Annotated in this window: 17 protein-coding genes and 1 pseudogene; 1 reads left to right on the top strand and 17 read right to left on the bottom strand. The window is 61.0% G+C overall.

What is annotated here, in order from left to right; translation table 11 throughout:
- Positions 1-47 precede the first annotated feature (47 nt).
- The 5 genes and pseudogenes from ppc to cysM form a co-directional block, all read right to left on the bottom strand.
- Entirely contained in the window at positions 48-2,696 is a 2,649-nt protein-coding gene (gene ppc, locus B7L71_RS07870; protein WP_081137151.1) for a phosphoenolpyruvate carboxylase, read from the bottom strand.
- Positions 2,697-2,738: 42 nt separating this feature from the next.
- Entirely contained in the window at positions 2,739-3,566 is an 828-nt protein-coding gene (gene mazG / locus B7L71_RS07865) for a nucleoside triphosphate pyrophosphohydrolase (protein WP_081137149.1), read from the bottom strand.
- Positions 3,566-5,842, bottom strand: a complete 2,277-nt coding sequence (gene relA, locus B7L71_RS07860; protein ID WP_081137147.1) for a GTP diphosphokinase — start codon at positions 5,840-5,842, stop codon at positions 3,566-3,568. Before relA ends, mazG begins: the two co-directional genes overlap by 1 nt.
- 46 nt (positions 5,843-5,888) lie before the next feature.
- Positions 5,889-7,324 (bottom strand): annotated as a pseudogene (locus B7L71_RS07855) (TRAM domain-containing protein).
- Positions 7,325-8,221 (bottom strand): cysteine synthase CysM, encoded by an 897-nt coding sequence (cysM, locus tag B7L71_RS07850; protein WP_081137145.1) that lies wholly within the window; start codon positions 8,219-8,221, stop codon positions 7,325-7,327.
- A 91-nt stretch (positions 8,222-8,312) separates the two neighbouring features.
- Between cysM and B7L71_RS07845 the strand changes: the two genes are divergently transcribed.
- On the top strand, positions 8,313-11,042 hold the full coding sequence (locus B7L71_RS07845) for an ATP-binding protein (RefSeq protein ID WP_081137143.1): 2,730 nt from the start codon (positions 8,313-8,315) through the stop codon (positions 11,040-11,042).
- Between the two features lie 29 nt (positions 11,043-11,071).
- Here B7L71_RS07845 and acpS read toward each other — a convergent pair whose 3' ends face one another.
- From acpS to rpoE, 12 genes are all read right to left on the bottom strand, one after another.
- Entirely contained in the window at positions 11,072-11,449 is a 378-nt protein-coding gene (gene acpS / locus B7L71_RS07840) for a holo-ACP synthase (RefSeq protein WP_016913592.1), read from the bottom strand.
- Positions 11,450-12,274: a pyridoxine 5'-phosphate synthase gene (pdxJ, locus tag B7L71_RS07835; protein ID WP_081137141.1), complete on the bottom strand. Its 825-nt coding sequence runs from the start codon at positions 12,272-12,274 to the stop codon at positions 11,450-11,452.
- A gap of 74 nt (positions 12,275-12,348) precedes the next feature.
- Entirely contained in the window at positions 12,349-13,041 is a 693-nt protein-coding gene (recO, locus tag B7L71_RS07830; RefSeq protein WP_081137139.1) for a DNA repair protein RecO, read from the bottom strand.
- 8 nt (positions 13,042-13,049) lie between these two features.
- A complete protein-coding gene (era, locus tag B7L71_RS07825) occupies positions 13,050-13,949 on the bottom strand; it encodes a GTPase Era (RefSeq protein ID WP_039177179.1) in 900 nt (299 codons plus the stop codon).
- Complete coding sequence (gene rnc / locus B7L71_RS07820; protein ID WP_026001664.1) at positions 13,946-14,638, bottom strand: ribonuclease III; 693 nt, start codon at positions 14,636-14,638, stop codon at positions 13,946-13,948. The genes era and rnc overlap by 4 nt, the downstream gene beginning before the upstream one ends.
- A 64-nt stretch (positions 14,639-14,702) precedes the next feature.
- Positions 14,703-15,506, bottom strand: a complete 804-nt coding sequence (gene lepB, locus B7L71_RS07815; protein ID WP_081137137.1) for a signal peptidase I — start codon at positions 15,504-15,506, stop codon at positions 14,703-14,705.
- A 14-nt stretch (positions 15,507-15,520) separates the two neighbouring features.
- Positions 15,521-17,338, bottom strand: coding sequence for a translation elongation factor 4 (lepA, locus tag B7L71_RS07810; RefSeq protein WP_081137135.1), 1,818 nt, complete (start codon positions 17,336-17,338; stop codon positions 15,521-15,523).
- 188 nt (positions 17,339-17,526) lie between these two features.
- Positions 17,527-18,939, bottom strand: coding sequence for a DegQ family serine endoprotease (locus B7L71_RS07805; protein WP_081137133.1), 1,413 nt, complete (start codon positions 18,937-18,939; stop codon positions 17,527-17,529).
- Positions 18,940-19,005: 66 nt separating this feature from the next.
- Positions 19,006-19,464, bottom strand: a complete 459-nt coding sequence (locus B7L71_RS07800) for a SoxR reducing system RseC family protein (RefSeq protein ID WP_232710891.1) — start codon at positions 19,462-19,464, stop codon at positions 19,006-19,008.
- On the bottom strand, positions 19,464-20,420 hold the full coding sequence (locus tag B7L71_RS07795; RefSeq protein ID WP_249273201.1) for a MucB/RseB C-terminal domain-containing protein: 957 nt from the start codon (positions 20,418-20,420) through the stop codon (positions 19,464-19,466). Before B7L71_RS07795 ends, B7L71_RS07800 begins: the two co-directional genes overlap by 1 nt.
- A gap of 25 nt (positions 20,421-20,445) precedes the next feature.
- On the bottom strand, positions 20,446-21,177 hold the full coding sequence (locus B7L71_RS07790) for a sigma-E factor negative regulatory protein (RefSeq protein WP_081137131.1): 732 nt from the start codon (positions 21,175-21,177) through the stop codon (positions 20,446-20,448).
- Between the two features lie 268 nt (positions 21,178-21,445).
- On the bottom strand, positions 21,446-22,048 hold the full coding sequence (gene rpoE / locus B7L71_RS07785; RefSeq protein ID WP_039177195.1) for an RNA polymerase sigma factor RpoE: 603 nt from the start codon (positions 22,046-22,048) through the stop codon (positions 21,446-21,448).
- Between the last annotated feature and the right edge of the window lie 321 nt (positions 22,049-22,369).

Raw genomic sequence — 22,369 nt, 5'->3', positions numbered from 1 at the left:
CAAAAGCGCCGCCACCCGAGGAGTGACGGCGCTGGTCCACGGTGCGACTAGCCGGTGTTGCGCAGCCCGGCAGCGATGCCTGCCATGGTAACCATCAGCGCCCGTGAGAGATCGGCGCTGATGGCGCCGTCAGCATCCCGGTTACGCTGCAGCAGCTCGGCTTGCAGGCCGTGGAGCGGGTCGATATAAGGGTTGCGAACATCGATGGCCTGGCGGATCAGCGGCGTATTCTCCAGCAGCCGCTCCTGCTGAAGAATGTCCAGCACCACCAGCTCCAGCCGCGCAAAGCGTTCTCGCAGCTGCTTGCCCAACGCCTTCAACGCAGGCTCGTCGACCAGACGATGCTCGTAATAAGCCGCAATGGCCACATCGGCCTTGGCCAGCAACATCTCCAGCATGTCCAGATAGGTGCCAAAGAACGGCCACTGCGTGCGCATCTCCTGCAGCACTTCCAGGCCGCCCGGCTCCTCCAGGCGTCGGGCAAAGGCCTCACCGCTGCCCAGCCAGGCGGGCAGCATCAGGCGAATCTGCGTCCAGGCAAAGATCCAGGGAATCGCCCGCAGCGTTTCCACGCCGCCATCCTGGCGACGCTTGGCGGGCCGCGAACCCAAGGGCAGCCTGCCCAGCGCGCCCTCGGGCGTCACCGCGCGGAAATAGGGGACGAAATCCGGGTCTTCACGCACCACGCCCACGTAAGCCGCGTGGGCAACCTTGGCCAGCTGGTCCATCTCTTCGCGCCAGTGCGGTTGTGGTGCAGGCGGCGGGAGCAGCGTGGCTTCCAGCACCGCGCAGGCGTAGATCTCCATGGAGCGCAGCGCAATGTCCGGCTGGCCGAACTTGAAGCGAATCATCTCTCCCTGCTCGGTTACCCGCAGGCTGCCGTTCACCGACCCCGGCGGCTGAGAGAGAATCGCCGCATGGGCCGGGCCGCCACCACGGCCTACCGTACCGCCCCGGCCATGGAACAGTGTCAAATCCACGCCGTGCTTCTCGCACACGTTGACCAGCGCTTCCTGGGCGCGGTACTGCGCCCAGGCCGCCGCCAGTTGCCCGGCATCCTTGGCAGAGTCGGAGTAACCGATCATGACTTCCTGACGGTCCTGAGTGAGCGCTCGGTATCCCGGCAGCGACAGCAGCTGATCGATGACAGCACCGGCGTGGTCCAGGTCGTTGAGCGTCTCGAACAGCGGCGCGATGGGCAGCGTCACCTGGCCGCCCACCTCTTTCATGAGCAGCGCCACGGTCAGTACATCGGAAGGCTCGCCTGCCATGGAGATGATATAGGTGCCCAGCGCTTCGGCATGCTCCTGGGCAATCACCTTGAACGTATCCAGTACTTCTCGTGATTCGGCGGAACACTCCCAGCGCCGCGGGATCAATGGACGGCGCGAGGCCAGCTCGGAAAGCAGGAACTCCTGGCGCTGGGGCTCGCTCCACTCCTGATAATGACCCAGGCCCAGGGCGCTGGTGAGTTCTTCCATGACCTGGGCATGGCGGCCCGCTTCCTGGCGCAGGTCCAGCTTGGTCAGGGTAACGCCGAACACGGCGACCCGTCGCAGCGTATCCAGCAGCGCGCCGTTGGCGATAGTGTCCAGACCCACATCGCACAGCGAGCGATAGCAGGCCAGCAGCGGCGCATACAGCTGATCACGGGTTTCGATGATGGGCCCGCCATCGTAGTTGCGCCCCTCCAGCTGTGCCTTGGCCCAGTCACGGGTAGCTTCCATCTTCGTCAACAGACGCTTGAGCAGCTCCCGGTAAGGCTCGGCGACATCGCCCACTTCGGCCTTCAAGGCGCTGTTGGCCTTCCACATGGAAAGCTCGGTCTTCAGCTGCTCCAGATCGCGCAGATAGAGGTCTGCCGCCATCCAGCGCCCCAGCAGCAGGACTTCCTGGGTCACCTTCGCCGTGACATTGGGGTTGCCGTCGCGATCGCCCCCCATCCATGAGGCATAGCGAATGGGCGCCGCGTCCAGCGGCAGGCGCTCGCCTGCCGTTTCCAGCAACAGGCTATCCAGGTCGCGGTGAAAATCGGGCACCGCCTGCCACAGGGAGTTCTCGATGACCGCAAAGCCCCACTTGGCCTCATCCACCGGGGTGGGGCGTTCGTGGCGAATCTCGTCGGTGTGCCAGGCCTGGCTGATCAGCTCTTCCAGCCGCCCCTGAGCGCGGGCGCCACGCTCCGGGTAATCCTCGGAGCTTTCAATGGCAGTCAGGCACTCGTCGATGGCGTCATACTTCTGAATCAGGGTGCGGCGAATGACTTCGGTGGGGTGGGCAGTGAGCACCAGCTCCACGCGCATGTTAGCCAGGGTTTCGACCAGCTTGCGGGGGGAATTGCCCGCCTGCTGGGCGCGACTGAGCAGCTCGCCCAGCACCGGCTGGGTGCCCGGCTTGTAATCCTCCACGCGACGAAACCGGGCGCGGTAATGCTGCTCGGCGATGTTGGCGAGGTTCAGGAACTGGTTGAAGGCACGGGTGACCGGCAGCAGGTCGCGCTCGGGAAGCTGGCGCAGATACTCGATCAACTGCCGCTGTTGAAGGGTGTCGCCCTGGCGACCCCGCTTGGCATGGGCACGAATGGTTTCAATCTTGTCGACGAACGACTGGCCCAGATCGTCGGCGATGGTACGCCCCAGACTGTCACCCAGAATACGGACATTATCGCGCAGCGACTCGTGTAGATCATGGCTCATTGGCGGGGCCTCCTTGCGGGGTCGCGTTGATATTATGAGATATTAGCGTTGTTCCTGGGCTTTCGCGGCTTGCCAGTGGTGTTCCATTTCTTCCAGGGTCGCCTGACCCAGCGGTCGCTCGGCACTGGCAAGTGCGCTTTCGACATGGCGAAAGCGGCGCTCGAATTTGCTGTTGGTCTGGCGCAGGCACTGCTCCGGGTTGGCCCCCAGAGTACGCGCCAGGTTAGTGACCGCAAACAGCAGGTCACCCACTTCTTCCTGCGCATGCTGGCGGTCGCCGGCGGCCAGCGCCTCTTCGACCTCTACCAGCTCTTCACGAATCTTGTCCAGTACGCCGCGGGCATCGGGCCAGTCGAAACCCACTCGGGCGGCCCGCTTGGAGAGTTTGGTCGCCCTGCTCAGCGCAGGCAGGTTACGCGGTACATCGTCGAGCACCGATACCTCTTCGACGCTGCGCTGCGCGCGCTCTTCGGCCTTGAGCGCTTCCCAGCGGCTGTTGACCTGCTGGGTTGTGACGGCGTCTGCGCTCATGCCAGGCGGGCGGCGAGACGCCAGCGTCCCCTCTGGAAACACATGCGGATGGCGACGCAGCATCTTTTCCGTCAACGTGTGGACGATGTCGTGGAAGTCGAAGCGCTGCTCCTCGGCGGCAAACTGGGCGTAATAGACCACTTGAAACAGCAGGTCCCCCAGCTCTCCGGGCAGCTCATCGAAGGCCCGCCGCTCGATGGCATCGGCAACTTCGTAGGCTTCTTCCAGGGTATGCGGCACGATGGTGTCCCAGTGCTGCTTGACGTCCCATGGGCAGCCCTGCTGCGGGTCGCGCAGCACGGCCATCAGCGTCAACAGGTCTTCCAGGCGGTAGCGCATCAGGCCCCTCCTTTACGGGCGCTTTTTTCGGGGTCGGCGTTACGCAGGCGGCGAACCTCGGTTACGTTGGGCAACTGCTGAATACGCGAGAACAGCCGTCCCAGGGACTCCAGGCCATCCACCTCCAGGGTGATGCGCAGGCGGGCAATGCCCTCGTCGGTATCGGTCAGCGTGTTGACCGCCAGTACATTGACCTTTTCATTGCCCAGCAGGCCCGTGACATCGCGCAGCAAACCCGAACGGTCCCAGGCCTGAATCTCGATGGTCACCGGATAGCGGGTATGGGCGCGTTCGCCCCACTCTACTTCGATAATGCGCTGAGGCTCCTCCATACGCAATTGGAGAATATTGGTGCAATCCTGACGATGCACGGTGACCCCACGCCCTTGCGTGATGAAGCCGACAATCGGCTCGCCGGGCACCGGTCGGCAGCAGTTGGCCATGCTGGTCTTCAAGTTGCCCACGCCCAGCACGGTAATATCACTTTTAGTGGCCTTGCTGGGCTGGCGACGCGGCTTGGCCAGCAGTCGGTCCAACTGCTCCTGGTCATCGGTCTCGCCAAACAGCTGCTGCGCCTGATGCAGTACCTGACCTATTCGCAGGTCACCGGCGCCCAGCGCGGCGTACATGTCGTCAGCGTTCTGGTAATTGACCGCCTTGGCCAGTTTTGGCAGGTCGAGCCCTTCCACATCCAGACGACGCATTTCACGCTCGAAGAGCGTGCGCCCTTCGTCCAGGTTCTGATCCCGGGCCTGATGTTTGAACCACGCCTGGATCTTGGCCCGCGCCCGCGAGGTGCGTACGTAGCCCAGGCTGGGGTTGAGCCAGTCGCGGCTGGGGCCCCCCTTGGTCGCGGTGAGAATCTCGATCTGCTGGCCAGTCTTGAGCTTGTAGGTCAGGGGCACGATACGCCCATTGACCTTGGCACCTCGGCAGCGATGGCCTATTTCGGTATGTACCCGATAGGCAAAGTCGATGGGGGTAGCGATGCGCGGCAGGTCGATCACGTGGCCGTCAGGGGTGAAAACATAGATTCGGTCCGGCGCCACGTCGCTGGAGAGCCCTTCGCGCAGGTCTCCAAAGCCGCCCACTTCGTCCTGCCACTCCAGCACCTGCCGCAGCCAGGCGATCTTTTCTTCGTAGCTGCGACTCTTGGCATTGGTATCGTGGCCCTTGTAACGCCAGTGGGCACACACTCCAAGCTCGGCCTCGTCGTGCATACCGAAGGTGCGGATCTGAATTTCCAGCACCTTGTTTTCCGGCCCCATGACCGCAGTGTGCAGCGACTGATAACCGTTTTTCTTGGGGTTGGCGATGTAGTCATCGAACTCGTTGGGCACGTGGTGCCAGCGGGAGTGGACGATACCCAGCACGGTGTAGCAGTCGGTGACTTCGGGAACCAGAATGCGCACGGCGCGCACGTCGTGGACCTGGGAAAAATCGATCCGCTTGCGCTTCATCTTGCGCCAGATGGAGTAGATATGCTTTGCCCGGCCACTGACATCGTAACGATGGATATGCTGGGCTTCCATGAGGGTCTTGAGGGTTTCGACCACATCGTGAATATAGCGGTCGCGGTCCAGGCGCTTCTCTGCCAGCAGCTTGGCAATCGCCTTGTACTCGTCCTCATGCAGGTAGCGGAACGAAAGATCTTCCAGCTCCCACTTGATCTGGCCAATGCCCAGGCGGTGGGCCAGCGGCGCGTAGATATCGGCCACTTCCCTGGCCACCTGAAGGCATTTTTCCCGGGGGGCGTCCTTGACCTGACGCAGCGCGCAGGTGCGCTCGGCAATCTTGATCAACGCGACCCGTACATCCCCCACCATATTGACCAGCATTTTGCGCAGGTTTTCCTGCTGGTTATGCTGGCTCATGCCATGGTTGGGTGCCAAGGGGTAGCTGATGGCCGCCATCTGTAGTACGCCATCGATCAGCTTCGCCACTTCATCGCCAAAGCGCTTGGTCACCCCGTCGAGGCTCAGCAACCCTTCGCGCACGGCGCGATACAGCACGGCGGCTTCCAGCGTGGCCTGGTCGAGCTTGAGGTCCGCCAGAATATCGGCCATTTCCAGGCCCATGCGAAAACTGGAACCCGGCGACAGCCACACGCGATGGGTGCGGGGGGCTTCCCGCTCCAACTGGTCGGCCAGCTCGCAGGCCTGCAACAGTCGCTCGGGCTCACGCAGGCGCACATCTTCCTGAAGGCGCGTTAACCATTGTTGTATGTCCACCTTTCCGCTTTCTGTCAGCGGCTGGTCTTCACGCACTTTCACCATGACAATGACTCATCCTTTTGGGTGGCGGCTTGCTGCAAATGGCACGCTAGCCCGTATATTCAAACAGCATCAGCGTTTCCATGTGCGCCGTATGTACGAACATGTCGGCCACGACAACGTGCTTGATAGCATACCCTGCATGCACAAGATGTGCCGCATCGCGGGCCAGGGTTGCCGGGTCGCAGGAGACATACGCGACCCGGGCAATGCGATGGCGGCCCAGCGCCTGACACACCGCCTCGGCACCGCTGCGCGGCGGGTCCAGCACCAGTGCATCCACGGGGTGCTGCCGCAGCACCTTGGCCACGGCCTCGGCATTGCTGAGATCCGCTTGTTCCGCGCTGACCGCCAGGACTGCATCAGCATCGCGGGCGTTATGGGCATTGGCCCGCAGCCGCTCGACCATCCCTTGGCTGCCTTCGACCGCATGAACTCGGGCGCCTGCAGCGGCCAACGGCAGGCTGAAATTGCCGATGCCGGCAAACAGGTCCAGCAGCACCATGCCGGGCTTGGCGCCAACCAGCCTACCACTTGTGCCACCATCTGCTGGTTCACCTCGGCATTGACCTGCAAAAAATCTCCCGGCGCAAAGTCAAGCGACAGGTTTGATGGCAGTGTACTGGCGTCGATGCTCAGCGCCTGCATGTCAACGCGCTCTCTCAGCAAAGGTGGCGCACCATACCAGTGCAGCTGGGGCGCTTCGCGCCCCAGCCAGGCACCGACATGTACCTGGTGCTGCTCAGCGAAACGCTGCCAGCGCAGCTCATCGTCAGGCTGTGCCTTCAACTGACGCACCAGCACGACCGTCGCATCCGGGGTCGCCAGCAGTTCGAGGTGGCCGACCGAGCGCGGCGCTTCCAGGCTCGCCAACAGCGCTCGCAGAGGGGCAATGAGCGCCTGCAGGGCAGGCACCAGCACTGGGCAGGTGTCGATATCTACCAGCCGATGCGTACTGGCGGCGCGAAACCCCAGGTGCACCTTGCCCTGGCTATCCACCTTGACGCCCAGCCTTGCCCTGCGGCGATACGCCGTGGTCTGCCCGTGGAGCAAGCCGATGGCACCATGGGCCAGGCCCTGCCGTGCCAGCAGCTCAGCGACCACCTCACGTTTGTGGTGGCGCTGGGTGTCGAGCGCCATATGCTGCAAATCGCACCCTCCACACTGGCCAAAGTGGTCACAGGGCGGCGTCACGCGCAGGGGCGAGGGAGTCAGCAGGGTTTTGACATGCGCTTCATCAAAGCGTTTGCGGGTCACATGGACCGCGACTTCCACTTCCTCGTCGGGCAGCACTCGGTCGATGAACACGGTCTTCCCGGCAGCGTTGTGGGCCACCCCTCGGCCATCATGGGCCAGCCGCTCGACGACCAGCGGCGCATCACTGAGACCGTCAGCCTGGTTTTTCACAGCTCGCCCTGGCGCGCGTGCCAGGCCCGAATGGCCCGATGCGGGGCGTGGGGGCCGCCGCTTACCCAACATGGCCATTTAAACCTCCGGGGCGAACAGGCCCGTGGAGAGATAGCGATCACCACGGTCACAGACGATGAACACGATGACCGCGTTTTCGGTTTGTGCGGCGATGCGCAGCGCACCTGCCAGGCTGCCACCGGATGAAACCCCCGCCAGAATGCCCTCTTCCCGGGCCAAGCGACGCATGTGCTCTTCGGCTTCCTGCTGGGCAATGTCCAGCGTGACGTCGACCCTCGGCGCTTCGAAGATGGCAGGCAGGTACTCCTGGGGCCAGCGGCGAATGCCGGGAATACTGGCGCCATCGGCCGGCTGTAGCCCGACGATCTGCACGGCCGGGTTCTGCTCCTTGAGATACCGCGACACGCCCATGATAGTGCCCGTGGTGCCCATGGAGCTGACGAAGTGTGTGACCTCACCGCCGGTTTGTCGCCATACTTCCGGGCCAGTGGTGCGATAATGCGCCAGCGGGTTGTCCGGGTTGGCAAACTGGTTGAGCGGCTTGCCCTCGCCCCGGGCAATCATGGCATCGGCGATATCACGTGCCTCTTCCATGCCTCCCTCCTTGCTCGCCGAGATGAGTCTGGCGCCATAGGCGGCCATGGCTTGCTTGCGCTCGGCGGAGGCATTTTCAGGCATCACCAGCACCATCTTGTAACCCTTGATGGCGGCCGCCATGGCCAGCGCGATACCGGTATTGCCCGAGGTCGCCTCGATCAGCGTATCGCCAGGTCGAATGTCACCCCGCGCTTCTGCTTCGCTGAGCATCGACAGCGCCGGGCGGTCCTTGACCGAGCCTGCCGGGTTGTTACCCTCCAGCTTGGCCAACAGCGTGTTGTTGCGACCTGCCGTGATTCTTTTTAGACGCACCAGCGGTGTATTGCCGACCACATCTTCAAGCGTGGGATAATTCATCACACATTCCTTATCGTAACCGTTATGCTGCATTATATCGGTGCTGCCCATGCCTGGACAGGCAACCTTCTGGATTCGATGAGCTTCTTTCATGTCTTTAAACACGCGCCTGCTGTTTGCTCTGCTAGGCTTGCCACTGTTGGTGTACGCCATCATGGCGTTTCTATTGGTGCTTCACGCCGATGCCACGGGCCACACAGTGCTCGAGGAGAGGCTGGTCAGTACCGCAGAGCTGTTAGCCCCTAGCCTGGGAGAGGCCATGGCCGACGGCGACTCACAACGACTGGAGCGTCTCGCTGGCAAACTGCTGGAGCAACGCAACCTGCGCGCGGTCACCCTGTTTGACGAGCAGGGCAACCGCCTGCTGGTCATGGGTTCCTCGCTGCCGCCCTCCGCTCGGCTGCATGCCCCGGAAGCGACGACCCTCTCCATGGAAGACGATCTATGGCGCGTACAAACACCGCTGACCAGTGAGTCGCTCAGCGGTCGTGGGCGCACTCAAAATGGCTGGCTGGAAGCCGAAATGGATAGCCGCACGCTGGTACTGGAACGTTACAAACTCATCGCCAGCCTCAGCCTGGGCGGCATGCTGCTGGGCCTGCTGCTGTTTCTGATCGCCTTTGCCATCAGCCGCTATGCCACCCGCCCCATCGAGGAAGCCAGTCAGGCACTTTATCGGCTGTCGCGGGGCGATGATCGTCTGCAGATCACCCCCGCCAGGCCCGTCGAGCTGCACCAGTTGGCAAAGCATATCAACCGACTGGCCGAGTACTTGCAACACGCACGGCGCAATATGCAGGAGCAGATCGAACAAGCGACCAGTGAACTCCAGGAGTCCATGGAGACTATCGAAGAGCAGAATATCAAGCTCGATCTGGCGCACCGCAGCGCCCTGAGGGCAAATGCCGTGAAGTCGGAATTTCTGGCCAACATGAGCCACGAAATACGCACCCCGCTCAATGGCATCATCGGTTTTTGTCGACTGCTGGGTCGCTCGCCTCTCGACAGCCGCCAAAAGGAGTGGCTGGACCATGTACGCCGGGCCTGCGACAACCTGCTGATGCTGGTCAACGATGTACTGGACTTTTCGAAACTGGAAGCCGACCGTCTGACCCTGGAAGAAGTGGACGTGGATATCGTGACGCTGGTCGATGAAGTCATTGGCCTCCACGCCCCGGAAGCCCAGCGCAAGCAGCTCAACCTGGTGGCCATGGTGTATGACGACGTGCCCACCCCGCTATGCGGCGACCCGTTACGCATTCATCAGGTGCTGAACAACCTGCTGGGCAATGCCCTCAAGTTCACCCACGAAGGGGATGTGATCGTACGCGTCATGCTGGACAATCAGGAGGGGCAGCACGTCGTCCTGCACATCAGCGTCAGTGATACTGGCATTGGATTGAGTGACGAACACCAGCAGCAGCTGTTCAGCGCCTTCTCTCAGGCAGAGCCCAGCCACTCCCGACAGTTTGGCGGCAGCGGCTTGGGTCTGTCGATCTGCCGCCAACTGATCCAACGTATGGGCGGTGAGATTCGGGTCGAAAGCGAGCTGGGCAGAGGGTCGACTTTTTCGTTTACGCTACCCCTGCTCGCCCACCAGGCAGACGAACGCCCTCCAGAACTGGTGTTGGACAATCCGATCGTACGCTTGCACGAACCTCACTTGCCCACTCGAAACGTGCTGGAACACTTGCTGGAACGCTGGGGCGCATGCCCCGTGTCGTTTATCGATGCAGGCAATGAGGCTCTGTTGGTGATCAGCCTCGAGTACGACGACTTCGAGGGCGAACGCAAAGGCTATTGGCAATCCATCATCGCCCAGACGCCCTGCCCGGTGATCATTCTGGCCAACACCACCAGCTTTGAACTCCCCCATTGGGACCTTCCCCATGGCGGCGACCTGCTCTGCAAGCCGTTCACCCGCGCCCAGCTGGTCACGACGGTGCGACGCTTGTTACAACCCACGGGACTGCCTGCAGGCCAGGAACCAAAGGCACTTGAGCTGGCTAGCAAACCCGTTTCTGGCGCCCCCTTGACGCTGCTGATCGTTGACGACAATACCGCCAACCGCGAACTGCTCAGGGCCATGCTGGAAAGCAGCGCGCTGCGCATCGTACTGGCCGCCAGCGGCAGAGAAGCCCTGGAATTCGCGCGGCAGCAGACTGCCGACATGGTGCTGATGGACATTCGTATGCCCGACATGAACGGTATCGAAACCACCAAGGCGCTGCGTCGTATCAGCGGCAGCTGGGCACGCTGCCCCATCATTGCAGTCACCGCTCACGTGCTGAACAACGAACGCCAGCAGTGGTTGAGTGAAGGCCTGGACGACGTGTTGATCAAGCCCATCAATGACGTTCAGTTGCAGCAGCTGATGCAGCGCTTTTTGGGCATTACGCCCGAACTGGCGTTTGGCGATTCGCTTTCAACCGCCCCCCTGACCGATACCACTCCCCCGGTAGCGCCCGCGCCTCTGCCCAGTACGCTGCCCGCGGTGGACCTTGCCCTGGGCACGCGTTTGGCGGGTGGAAAGGCGTCCCTGGCCAGGCAGCAGCTGGTCAGGCTGATCGACAGCCTGGAGGAGCACGAACGACAGATGCGCGAGGCGTTCCAGGCAAACGATCTGAACACCTTGCTGGACTGGGTGCACGGGCTGAACGGCGCCAGCCGCTATTGCGGTGCGCCAGAACTGGCCTTGCTGGTGGAAACCATGGAAACCCGTCTGCGCACCAGCGGTCTGCGCCATGTGGATACGCTACTGGAAGAACTTTATGCCGCCATGGCGCGGCTTACCCAGTACCGCGATGGCTTGCTGGAGTGACCGGAGATACGCGGCGCGGCCCTGGGCGATCAGCGCTCCAGCACCACGAATGCCACGGCGTACTCGGCTTCGTCACTGAGGGTAATGTGCGCCGCCGAGGCGCCACTAGCCGCGAAGAGCCGCTGGGCTTCACCACTCAGGTGTAACCCTGGCTTGCCCAGCGTGTCGTTGAGCACCTGGATGTCTCCCCACTGCATGCCCTGGCGCAAGCCAAGCCCCAGGGCTTTCACGAAGGCTTCCTTGGCCGCAAAGCGCTTGGCCAGATAAGCCACCGGGCAGCCTTTGGCCCGCCACACCTGTTGCTCCTGCTGGCCCAGGATGCGCTCGGCAAAACGCTCGCCGTGGCGCTCCAGGGCCTGACGAAACCGAGCAACGCGGGCTATATCAGAGCCAATGCCAACGATCATTCAATGCCCGCAGCAGCCGTGATGGCCATCATGCTCGTCATGCGCATGCTCGTGTTCATGGGCATCCAGCGCGGCCATCAGGCCCGCCTCCTGGCCAGCAATTATCAGCCGCTTCATTTCCTGAACGGCCTCTTTCAGGCCCACAAAAAGGGCGCGCGCAATGATCGCGTGACCGATGTTCAGCTCGTTGACACCGGGCAAGGCAGCAATGGCTTCCACGTTGTGGTAGTGCAGCCCGTGCCCAGCATTGACCACCAGCCCAAGGGAGACGGCATGGACCGCTGCCGCGCTCAGGCGGTCATACTCGGCGTTGGCTGTCTCGCTACCCGGCCGAGCTTCGGCATAGGCACCGGTGTGCAGTTCGATGGTGGGCGCTCCAGCACGCTTGGCCGCATCGATCTGGGCTACATCGGGGTCGATGAACAGCGATACGTCACAGCCCACGGCTGCCAGACGCTGGCAGGCAGCGGCAATCTGCTCGAACCCACCTACCACGTCCAGGCCACCTTCCGTGGTCAGCTCTTCGCGCTTTTCCGGCACCAGGCAAACGTGGGCAGGTCGCACTTCTTCGGCTAGAGCCAGCATCTCATCGGTCACGGCCATTTCGAGATTCATGCGCGTGTTGAGCATCTCGGCCAGCAGGCGCACATCGCGGGGCTGGATATGGCGGCGGTCTTCACGCAGATGAACCGTAATGCCATCGGCACCGGCCTCTTCGGCCAACAGCGCTGCCTGAACGGGGTCCGGGTAGCGAGTGCCCCGTGCCTGGCGCAGGGTGGCGACGTGATCGATGTTGACGCCCAGTAGAATACGGGGAGGATGCATCGTGACTCTCCATTGGATGGCACACCGAGGCCATCATTGCTTGTCTGAGTATTGCTTGTATGAGAGAGGCCCACCTAGCGCTGACGACGGCGGGCCAAATCCATCATCAGCTCGCGCGAGCGTAGTGCCACTGCCCCCAGGTGGGGTGCCAGCGCTGCTCGCAGGAGCGCTTTCAAGGCGCTGGCCAGGCTCTCTGATTCCCAGTCACCCTGCTCGATATAGCGCAAGGCGCGGCCGTCGATCCCTCGCTCGGCGGGCAGGAAGCCACGGCTGACAGCGTCGAACCGATAGCGGCCATGGGGGTCCAGAGGGGCACCTTGAGGCGTGCAGAAGCGCGGTGTGGCTTCCAGGGCTTCCAGTAACGCCCACTCATAGCGTCTCAGCGCCAACCCGCGCTCGGCGGGCACCGGAAGGGCCTCCAGCAGCACGCTGTAAAAGGCAAACACATTCGCGGATGCCAGTTCCAGCGGCAGCAAGCGGGTGGCAATCTCATTGGCATACAGGCCACACAACAGCCCTTCTCCCGCCAACAGGGCGGTCTGCCCCCGGGACTCCATCAGGGTCAGCCGCTTCAGCTCGCGCTCGCCGCGCCAGGCGATGAACAGCGGCGTAAAGGGCTGCAAACGCTGGCGCGACTTCGAACCGGGGCGCTGCCCACCCTGAGCCACCGCGCGGATGCGCCCATGGTTGAGCGTCAACAGGTCGACCAGCGCACTGGTTTCCCGATACGCCTTACGGTGCAGCAGAAAGGCAGGCTCGGGGGTCATGGCCGCGCTCAATCCAGGTCGTAACCCAGACTCTTCAAGGCACGCTCATCGTCAGACCAGCCCCGCTTGACCTTGACCCACAGGTTGAGCATGACCTTGGTGCCCAGGGCACGCTCCATGTCCAGCCGCGCCTCTCGGCCGATACTCTTGATCCGATCGCCATTTTCACCGATCAGAATCACTTTCTGGCCCTGACGCTCCACCAAAATCAACGCGCTGATATGGGTCACCCGCTCGGTTTCACGGAACTCCTCGATTTCGACGGTCATCTGATAGGGCAGCTCATCGCCCAACTGACGCATGACCTTTTCACGCACCAGCTCGGCGGCCATGAAGCGCAGACTCTTGTCGGTGATCTGGTCTTCCGGAAAGAAGTGAATGCTCTCTGGCAGATGCTTGGCCACCTCATCTTCCAGCGCTTCTACCTGGGTGCCGTGCTTCGCTGAAATGGGGATCACGGCAGCAAACTCACGCCGTGCACCCACCTCTGCCAACCAGGGCAGCAGGTCGGCCTTGTCCTGCAGGCGGTCGACCTTGTTCACTGCCAGAATCACCGGCGCAGTGACATGCTCAAGGCGCTTGAGCACCGCCTGGTCTTCCTCGGTCCAGCGCGTGCGATCGATGATGAAGACGACACAATCCACGTCGCGCAGCGCCTGAGTGGCCGCCTGGTTCATGAACCGGTTGATCGCCTTGTTGCGGTCCTTGGACATGATGTGCATGCCCGGGGTGTCTACATAGATGAACTGTGTCTCATCAACGGTCTTGATGCCCATCACCTGATGGCGAGTGGTTTGCGGCCGCCGGGAGGTAATCGAGATCTTTTGCCCCAGAATCCGGTTCATGAGGGTTGATTTGCCTACGTTGGGACGGCCAACGATGGCCACGAATCCGCAGGTTTGGCTCATGATTTGTCTCCGGAGGGTTGTTCTAGATAGGACAGGGCTTCTTCCGCCGCCTGCTGCTCGGCATGCCGGCGGCTAGGGCCTTTGCCCGTGGTATGCTCGTTCAATAGATCGATGTAACACTCCACGGTAAACGTCTGGGCATGCGCCTCTCCCTTGACCGAGACCACTTCGTAGCGCGGCAACGCCGCCTGGCGTGACTGCAGGAACTCCTGCAAGCGTGTCTTGGGGTCCTTTTGCGTGTCCTGGAGAGAGATATTGTCCAGCCTGTCAGCATACCAGGCCAGTACCCGGTCACGCACGGCGTCCATGCCTGCATCCAGGTAGATGGCCCCGATCACGGCCTCCACGGCATCGGCCAGAATGGATTCACGGCGATGACCACCGCTTTTCATCTCTCCCGAGCCAAGACGCAGGCACTCGCCAAACGACATTTCACGAGCCAGCTCGGCCAGGGTCTGGCCCTTGACCAGGCGCGCGCGCAGGCGAGAAAGCTGGCCTTCACGCGCCTGAGGGAAGCGCTGAAACAGCGCTTCGGCAATGATAAAGTTGACGATAGAGTCACCCAGAAATTCCAGGCGCTCATTGTTGCGACCACCATAGCTGCGATGGGTCATGGCCAGTTCCAGTAGCGTTGGGTCGCCAAAGGTGTGGCCGATTCGTCGGCAAAAAGCGGTTAAGGAATTGCTCACGATGCTCCTACGTCATTGACGTTATACAAAATAACCACGCTGACCTTGTTGCTTAGCAGGTGCTTCATTCGATGCGCCGCACACTGCTGAAGCTGGGCAAACCACCATCCCAGTGCATCCAGACTGCAAAGGCGCGCCCGACGATGTTCTCTTCCGGAACAAAGCCCCAGTAGCGGCTATCGTTGGAGTGATCACGGTTATCGCCCATGGTGAAATAGTGCCCTTCCGGCACCACTACCTCACGCATTTGCGGGCCAGGATCACGCGGATTGTTATAAATGAAATAGCTCACTTCACCCAGCTGCTCTTCGAGCAACAGCTGCTGGGGAGACAAGGCTGGGCCCTCTTCGACCAGCACCTTGCTGACTGCTTCGCCGTTCACATAGAGCTGCTTGCCTTCATACCGAACACGGTCGCCGGGCAGGCCCACTACACGCTTGATGAAATTGACCGAGGGCTCGTCCGGGAAACGAAACACCATGACATCGCCACGCTCCGGGTCGGCCACTTCCAGAAAGCGATGGTGCACCACGGGCAGGCGCAGGCCATAGGCAAACTTGTTCACCAGGATGAAGTCACCTACTTCCAGCGTCGGTTTCATGGAACCCGAGGGAATCTGGAACGGCTCGACGATGAAGCTTCGCACCACCAGTACGACCAGCAACACGGGAAAGAAAGAGCGAGAGTAGTCGACCGGCCAGGGCTCCTTGAGAAGCTTTTCCCGGCTGGCATCGTCCAGCCCATCCACTGTGGCCGCTTCGGCTTTGGCCACTCGCGCACGGCGCTTGGGCCGCAGCACCAGCACATCCAGCAGAAAGATGGCCCCGGAGAGCACGACGGCAAGTACCAGTAATAATGAAAAATCCATGTGGGGTCGAGTCCCTAGTCGTTGACCTTGAGCACAGCAAGGAAGGCATCCTGGGGAATTTCAACACGCCCCACCTGTTTCATGCGTTTTTTACCGGCTTTCTGTTTTTCCAGCAGTTTCTTCTTACGGCTGACGTCGCCGCCATAACACTTCGCGGTCACGTTCTTGCGTAGCGCCTTGACTGTCGAGCGCGCGACCACCTGCCCACCAATGGCAGCCTGAATGGCCACGTCGAACATCTGACGCGGAATCAGCTCTTTCATCTTCTCCACCAGCAGACGGCCGCGGGTGTGGGCATGATCCCGGTGGATGATGACCGCCAGCGCGTCTACCTTGTCGCCGTTGATCAGCACGTCCAGACGCACCAGTTTGGCGGCCTCAAACCGCTCGAAGTTATACTCCAGCGACGCGTAACCGCGAGAAATCGACTTCAAGCGATCGAAGAAGTCCATGACCACTTCCGACATCGGCAGCTCATAAGTGAGCTGAATCTGGTTGCCCAGAAACTGCATGTCCAGCTGGGTACCACGGCGCTGCTCACACTCGGCAATCACGTTGCCCACGTACTCCTGGGGCACCAGAATGCTGGCCCGCACGATGGGCTCGCGCATCTCGTCGACGTCGGCCATGTCCGGCAGTTTGGAGGGGTTGGAGACATATTTGATGTCGCCATTTTTCATGGCCAGCTCATACACTACCGTGGGTGCGGTGGTGAGCAGGTCCAGGTCGTATTCGCGCTCCAGACGCTCCTGGATGATTTCCATGTGCAAGGTGCCGAGGAAGCCCACGCGGAAACCGAAGCCCAGGGCGTCCGAGTTTTCCGGCTCGTACTCCAGCGACGCATCGTTTAGCGCCAGCTTCTCCAGCGCATCGCGGAAGTCTTCGTAGTCATCGGCGCTGACCGGGAACATACCGGCATACACCTGCGGCTTGACCTTCTGGAAACCCGGCAGGCGCTCGACATCCGGGGTTTTGGTATGGGTGATGGTATCACCGACCGGGGCACCGTGGATTTCCTTGATCCCCGCCACCACGAAACCGACCTCCCCTGCGCGCAGGATATTGGTCTCCTTACGCAGCGGCGTGAAGATGCCCACTTCGGTGGCGTTCCAATCCCGCCCGGTCGATTTGATGCGAATCTTGTCGCCCTTACGCAGCGTACCGTCGAACAGTCGCACCAACGAAACGACGCCGAGATAGTTGTCGAACCAGGAGTCGATGATCAGTGCCTGCAAGGGCGCATCCGGGTCCCCTTTGGGGGGTGGAATATCGCGTACCAGACGCTCCAGCAACGCGTCGATACCAATACCGCTCTTGGCTGACACCTGACAGGCATCGGTGGCATCCAAGCCGATGATCTCTTCCACTTCCTGAGAGACGCGGTCCGGGTCGGCCTGGGGCAGGTCGATCTTGTTGAGCACTGGCAGCACTTCCAGGCCCTGCTCGATGGCGGTGTAGCAGTTGGCCACCGACTGAGCTTCGACACCCTGAGCGGCGTCCACTACCAACAGCGCTCCTTCACAGGCGTATAGCGAGCGGGATACTTCGTAGGAGAAGTCCACATGGCCTGGCGTATCGATGAAGTTGAGCTGATAGACCTGGCCATCGGCTGCGGTGTAGTCCAGCGTCACCGACTGTGCCTTGATGGTAATGCCACGCTCGCGCTCGATATCCATGGAGTCGAGCACCTGCTCCTTCAGCTCACGCTCGGTCAGACCACCGCAGGTCTGGATCAGACGATCGGAAAGTGTCGATTTACCGTGGTCAATGTGGGCGATGATGGAGAAATTGCGAATATGCTTGAGCTTTCCGCCGGAAACGTCATGAGACATCGAGTGTGTTCTGCCTTATTGGTACGCAAGCGATGGTGTTGGGGACAGCGCCAACAGGGCGTAACGTGAACACCGCACCACTGCATTGCCAAAGTTCGTCAAAAGATAAGCGCTATTGTAGCGATATGCGGGGGATAGGAACAGCAGTCCGGCGAGAACAGCCGGACTGGAAGGAACGAAAGGTGTGGTTATTCCAGACGCAACGCCACGAACAGCGAGCGCCCATCACGATACAGGCGCAGCGGAATAGCGCGGTCGGTGGGCAAGCTTTCGACGATGCGCACCAGCTCATCGGCAGAGGCAACGCTGCGGTGATCCAGGCTAACCAGAATATCTCCCGGGCGAAGCCCGGCCTGAGCGGCAACGCTGTCTGGCTCTACCTGACGAACTTCAACACCCCCTGTGATATTGAGCCGTTCGCGAGTGGCTTCATCCACTTCGGCCACAGCGACACCTAGTCGCATCTGACTGTTGCTGCTGGAAGCTTGCTCGACGCCTTGAGCATCCGGCCAGCTACCCAGTTCGATGGTTTCAGTCACCTGCTCACCATCACGCATCAGGGTCAGCTCCACATCGCTGCCAGGGGCAACACGCCCGATGAGGCGCGGCAACGTGCTGGAGCGATCGACCTCTTCGCCATTGACCTCCAGAATCACATCCCCAGCCTGCAGGCCACCCTGCGCGGCAGGCCCCTCAGGGTCCAGATCGGCAATCAGCGCACCGATGGCTTCGCTCATACCAAACGACTCGGCCAAATCACGAGACACCGGCTGGATCATCACGCCCAGCCAACCACGGTTCACCTGGCCATCTTCACGCAGCTGGCTGGCAACGTCCATGGCGACGTTGATCGGAATGGCGAACGACAGACCCATGAAACCACCGCTACGGGTGAAGATCTGCGAATTGATACCGACGACTTCACCTTCCAGATTGAACAGTGGGCCACCGGAGTTACCCGGGTTGATGGCCACGTCGGTCTGGATGAAGGGGACGTAAGCGTCCCGTGGCAGCGTGCGGTTGATGGCACTGACGATGCCCGCAGTGACCGAATGGTCGAAGCCGAAAGGCGAGCCAATGGCCGCTACCCACTCTCCGACCTTGAGCTCGTCGGAATCCCCCAACGTGAGCACCGGCAGGTCGCTGGCATCGATCTTGAGCAGGGCAACGTCGGTCTGCACGTCGCTGCCAATCAGCTCGGCGGGCAGTTCGCGACGGTCGTTGAGGCGCACCAGAATTTCATCGGCATCCTGCACGACGTGGGCGTTGGTCATCACGTAGCCATCTTCACTGATGATGAAGCCAGACCCTAATGACTGTCGCTCCTGGCCACGCCCCTGACCACCACTGGGCGGCGCTGGAAAACTGTCACCAAAAAAGTGGCGAAAGATTTCGGGAATTTCCTGACCTCCAAACCCTTGTACCGACGGCGAGCTGCTGCGCTGCACCGTGCGCGAGGTAGAAATGTTGACGACGCCCGGCGCCGCTTCTTCTACCAGCACCGTGAAATCGGGCAAGGTTTGCGCCTGGGCACTGTGGCCCACCATGAACAGCGCAACCAGGCATAACCATAACGTTGAGGGGAGAACCAAGCGCTTCATGAAACAGCTCCTAGTCAAGCAGGGACGACACCATGGAAGTGCAACTCTTAGCGAGCTACAGGACAACTAACTGACCAAGCGCGGGCGGAAGCGTTCCATCCCCCCACGCATGAGAAATCTCAGCGCCACCAGGGCGCACATTAGGGTGCCAAAAAAGGCACCCACGCTTACCCATTGACGCTCTACGGACAAGGCGAGCGCCCCGGACACCACCAGCGCCAGCAGCATTGGGGCGGCATACACGAGCAGTGCCAGATAGCCAACGGCTTGCCGCTCCACTGCCAGCGTCACCCCACTGCCTACAGGGTAGCGTTCTGCCAGCTGGCTCTCCAGGCAGTCAGCCTGCACCTCGACGCGCGGGTGCTGACGGCGTGCCAGCAGACCCATGCCACAACCGCGCCCTTTGGCACAGGCATCACATTCGCTGGCCACCGACACATCCACTATCAGCCGCCCTTGAGCATACCCCACCACGCGACCGGTGCGATAAAGCGAGGTACACGTCGTGTGCTCGGTCAATGACATCAGGGCTGAATCACGATGGACTGAACGATACGACGCATGACATCAGACGGCAACTCGCCGACACCGACCAGCTGCCAGCGCTGATCGCCGACCTCGACCAGCGATACCGTGGCCGTAGAAACACCTAACTGGTGGCTGCCTTCCGACAGCGTCTGCTGTTCGACGGGCGCTGCAAACAGACTGATAGACGCCAAGCCATCGCTGTAAACACGCTGACCCGATAACGAGCCGGTCTCGACCGGCTGGGAAACGAAGCCATCCGGCAACCACTCAGCCTGCCAACTCATCGCAGGCTCCTCCGGCGAAGCAGGATGGGCAATCTCGCCTTCATACAGAACCGGGGCTTGCAGCTGAGTAATCTGAAACGTTTCCAGCGCCCGCGATTGGCTATCACGCATGACATGCTTGAGCAGCAGCCCCGTCTCTTTGTCTAGCCACCACTCATGCTGATAGCGCTCGCCATCCTGCGGCGCAAACTTGAGCTGCACGGCTTCGCGACCCGCGACACGATCATCGTTGAGCAGCTCGATCTCATAATAATGGGCTACGTGAGCGGCCCAGGCTTCCGCTGCGCTGCTGGTCTCTTGATCTTCTAAGGTAAAGCGGGCGCGATAGCCCACGGCGGACTGACGCTCGACACTCACGGAAGGGCCATCCAGATGCTGAACGACCTGCTGCCGAACGCCATCTCGAATACGATGTGAAAGCGCCAGGGTACGCACTCCCAAAGCATCGATGGAGACGGCCCTGGCCTGGAAGTCGTAGCAGTGACCGGCCTGCTTGCTGAGCACAAGCCAATCCTGAACGTTGGCGGGCGCGGTAAAGGAGGTAAGGTCATCGCAGCTGAATGCGGGCGCTTGCTCTGCGATGACCGGCGTGGAAAAGGAGAACAGGCTTACGAGCCCAGCAGACGCGACGGCCTGAATTCCCCACTGTCGGCACTTGTCCATCGCCATAATGCTCAGGCCACTCTCTCCAACATTAACGCTGTCCCAGAGGTTCGGTGACCGAAGAGCGCATCAGCGGCATCCAGCTGTCACCACCGCCACTAGCCGCCCCTTGAGCATGCTGCTCCAGGTAGGACTGCAACAGACGCAACTGATCGATATCGATGGACGTTGGCTGCTGAGCCATGACGCTTTGCGGCGCAGACGGAGCCGCGAAACCGGCTTCGCTGACGTTCATCAAGCCGCTATTACCTGCCTGCCCATTGATCCGGAACGGCGTAGGTTCGAACATCGGCATATCGGAGGCTGCCAAGGCACCTGTCTGGGCACCTGACAAGCTGACTGGCTGCACCTGAGCACCCACGCCGGTACCGGGCTGCGCAGCAATACCCCCATCAGGTTGGCCGCTGGTACCCGTGCCGCTATTGAAGAACTGGACGCCCGTAATCACCATCAAGGAAACGGCCGCTGCCACACCAGCACCGCGGGCAAACGAGACGCCGCCGACACGGCTGTTCGATGCCGCGACGGACTCTGCCATCGGGACGGGCTCGTTACGCAACCGATCCATGATGCCCGCCGAAAGATCGACGCTGACATCCACTTCGCGTTCGCGTTGCATCATGCTGCGCGCCAGATGATAGCGGCGCCAAGTCTCAGCCGCGTCGGCGTCGTCAGGTAGTGATTTCAACACTCGGCGAAGTTCCAACTCATCACTTTCGCCGTCCATCAATGCGGAAAGTGACTCCCGTGTGTTTTGACTCATACTTCACACCCTCACACTGTGTTTGAAGAAGCTTCACGACAACACGGCTAGTGCGTGTTTTAGCCGCAAAACCTCGCAGGCCAAGACTTGGATTATCTATCACCGTCTGCACAACGCCATGGCCCTACTGGCAGGCAACATGAGCTTGCTGCTCAACGGCTCAACTCATTAGCGCTGGCAGCCCTTATGACGCCTGACTCGCCAGACAGTTCACAAAAAAAGCAAAAACGTAAATGTTTGTGTCCATGCATAGGCAGCATCCCCACGCTCAGGGCTCTTCACGACTGTTGCGCGCCGTGGTGACCAGCGGTCGAATGTGCTCGTCTACCGCCTCCCGGGCACGGAAAATACGCGAGCGCACTGTACCCACCGGACACTGCATGATCTGCGCGATGTCTTCATAGGCCAACCCATCAAGTTCACGCAGGGTGATGGCCGTGCGCAGGTCGTCCGGTAAGCGCTCGATGGCCTCGAACACAGCAGCTTCCAGCTGATCACGGGCAATGGAAGCCTCGGGAGACTCGGAATCAGCCAGCCGACCACTTTGATCGACGATTTCAGCATCGACGATATCCAGGTCACTACCGGGCGGGCGGCGTCCTCTGGAGACCAGATGATTCTTCGCCGTATTGATGGCAATTCGATACATCCAGGTGTAGAAAGCGCTTTCCGCACGAAACTTGCCCAACGCGCGATATGCTTTAATGAACGCTTCCTGCGCCACATCCTGCACTTCGGCGTGATCATGCACATAGCGCCCAATAAGGCCAATGATCTTGTGTTGATACTTCTTTACCAAAAGATCGAAAGCGCGTGTGTCGCCTTTCTGGGCACGCTCAACCAACTGCTGGTCCGTTTCACGAGTGCCCATTCACACGCTCCTTCCGCGCCGACATCACGCCGGTCGCTTCATGTTCTTGTCGCCCTGTTAATCGGGCCTTCACAGCAAGCAGCATAGTGTCCCTTGGGCATTGATTAATCGTCATGGAGAGCACCGGGCGACGAGGCCCGGGTGCCCCACCTGTTCTGGAGGGCGTTCGGTGGCATAACGCCAATGCTGTCTAGTGTTACGCGTTCTTTGCAGCGCATCAAGCGCTTACCCCCTTTCTTGAAACCCTGTGGCTGACATTTTTCCTTAATGCAAAGTTCCGTGTAACTGTTTAGCTCACGCCGCCTGATCCGTGGCTGTAGG

It is taken from the genome of Halomonas sp. BC2, assembly GCF_002078115.1.
GTDB classification, from domain to species: domain Bacteria; phylum Pseudomonadota; class Gammaproteobacteria; order Pseudomonadales; family Halomonadaceae; genus Vreelandella; species Vreelandella stevensii.
This window is presented reverse-complemented; position numbering and strand designations above follow the sequence as displayed.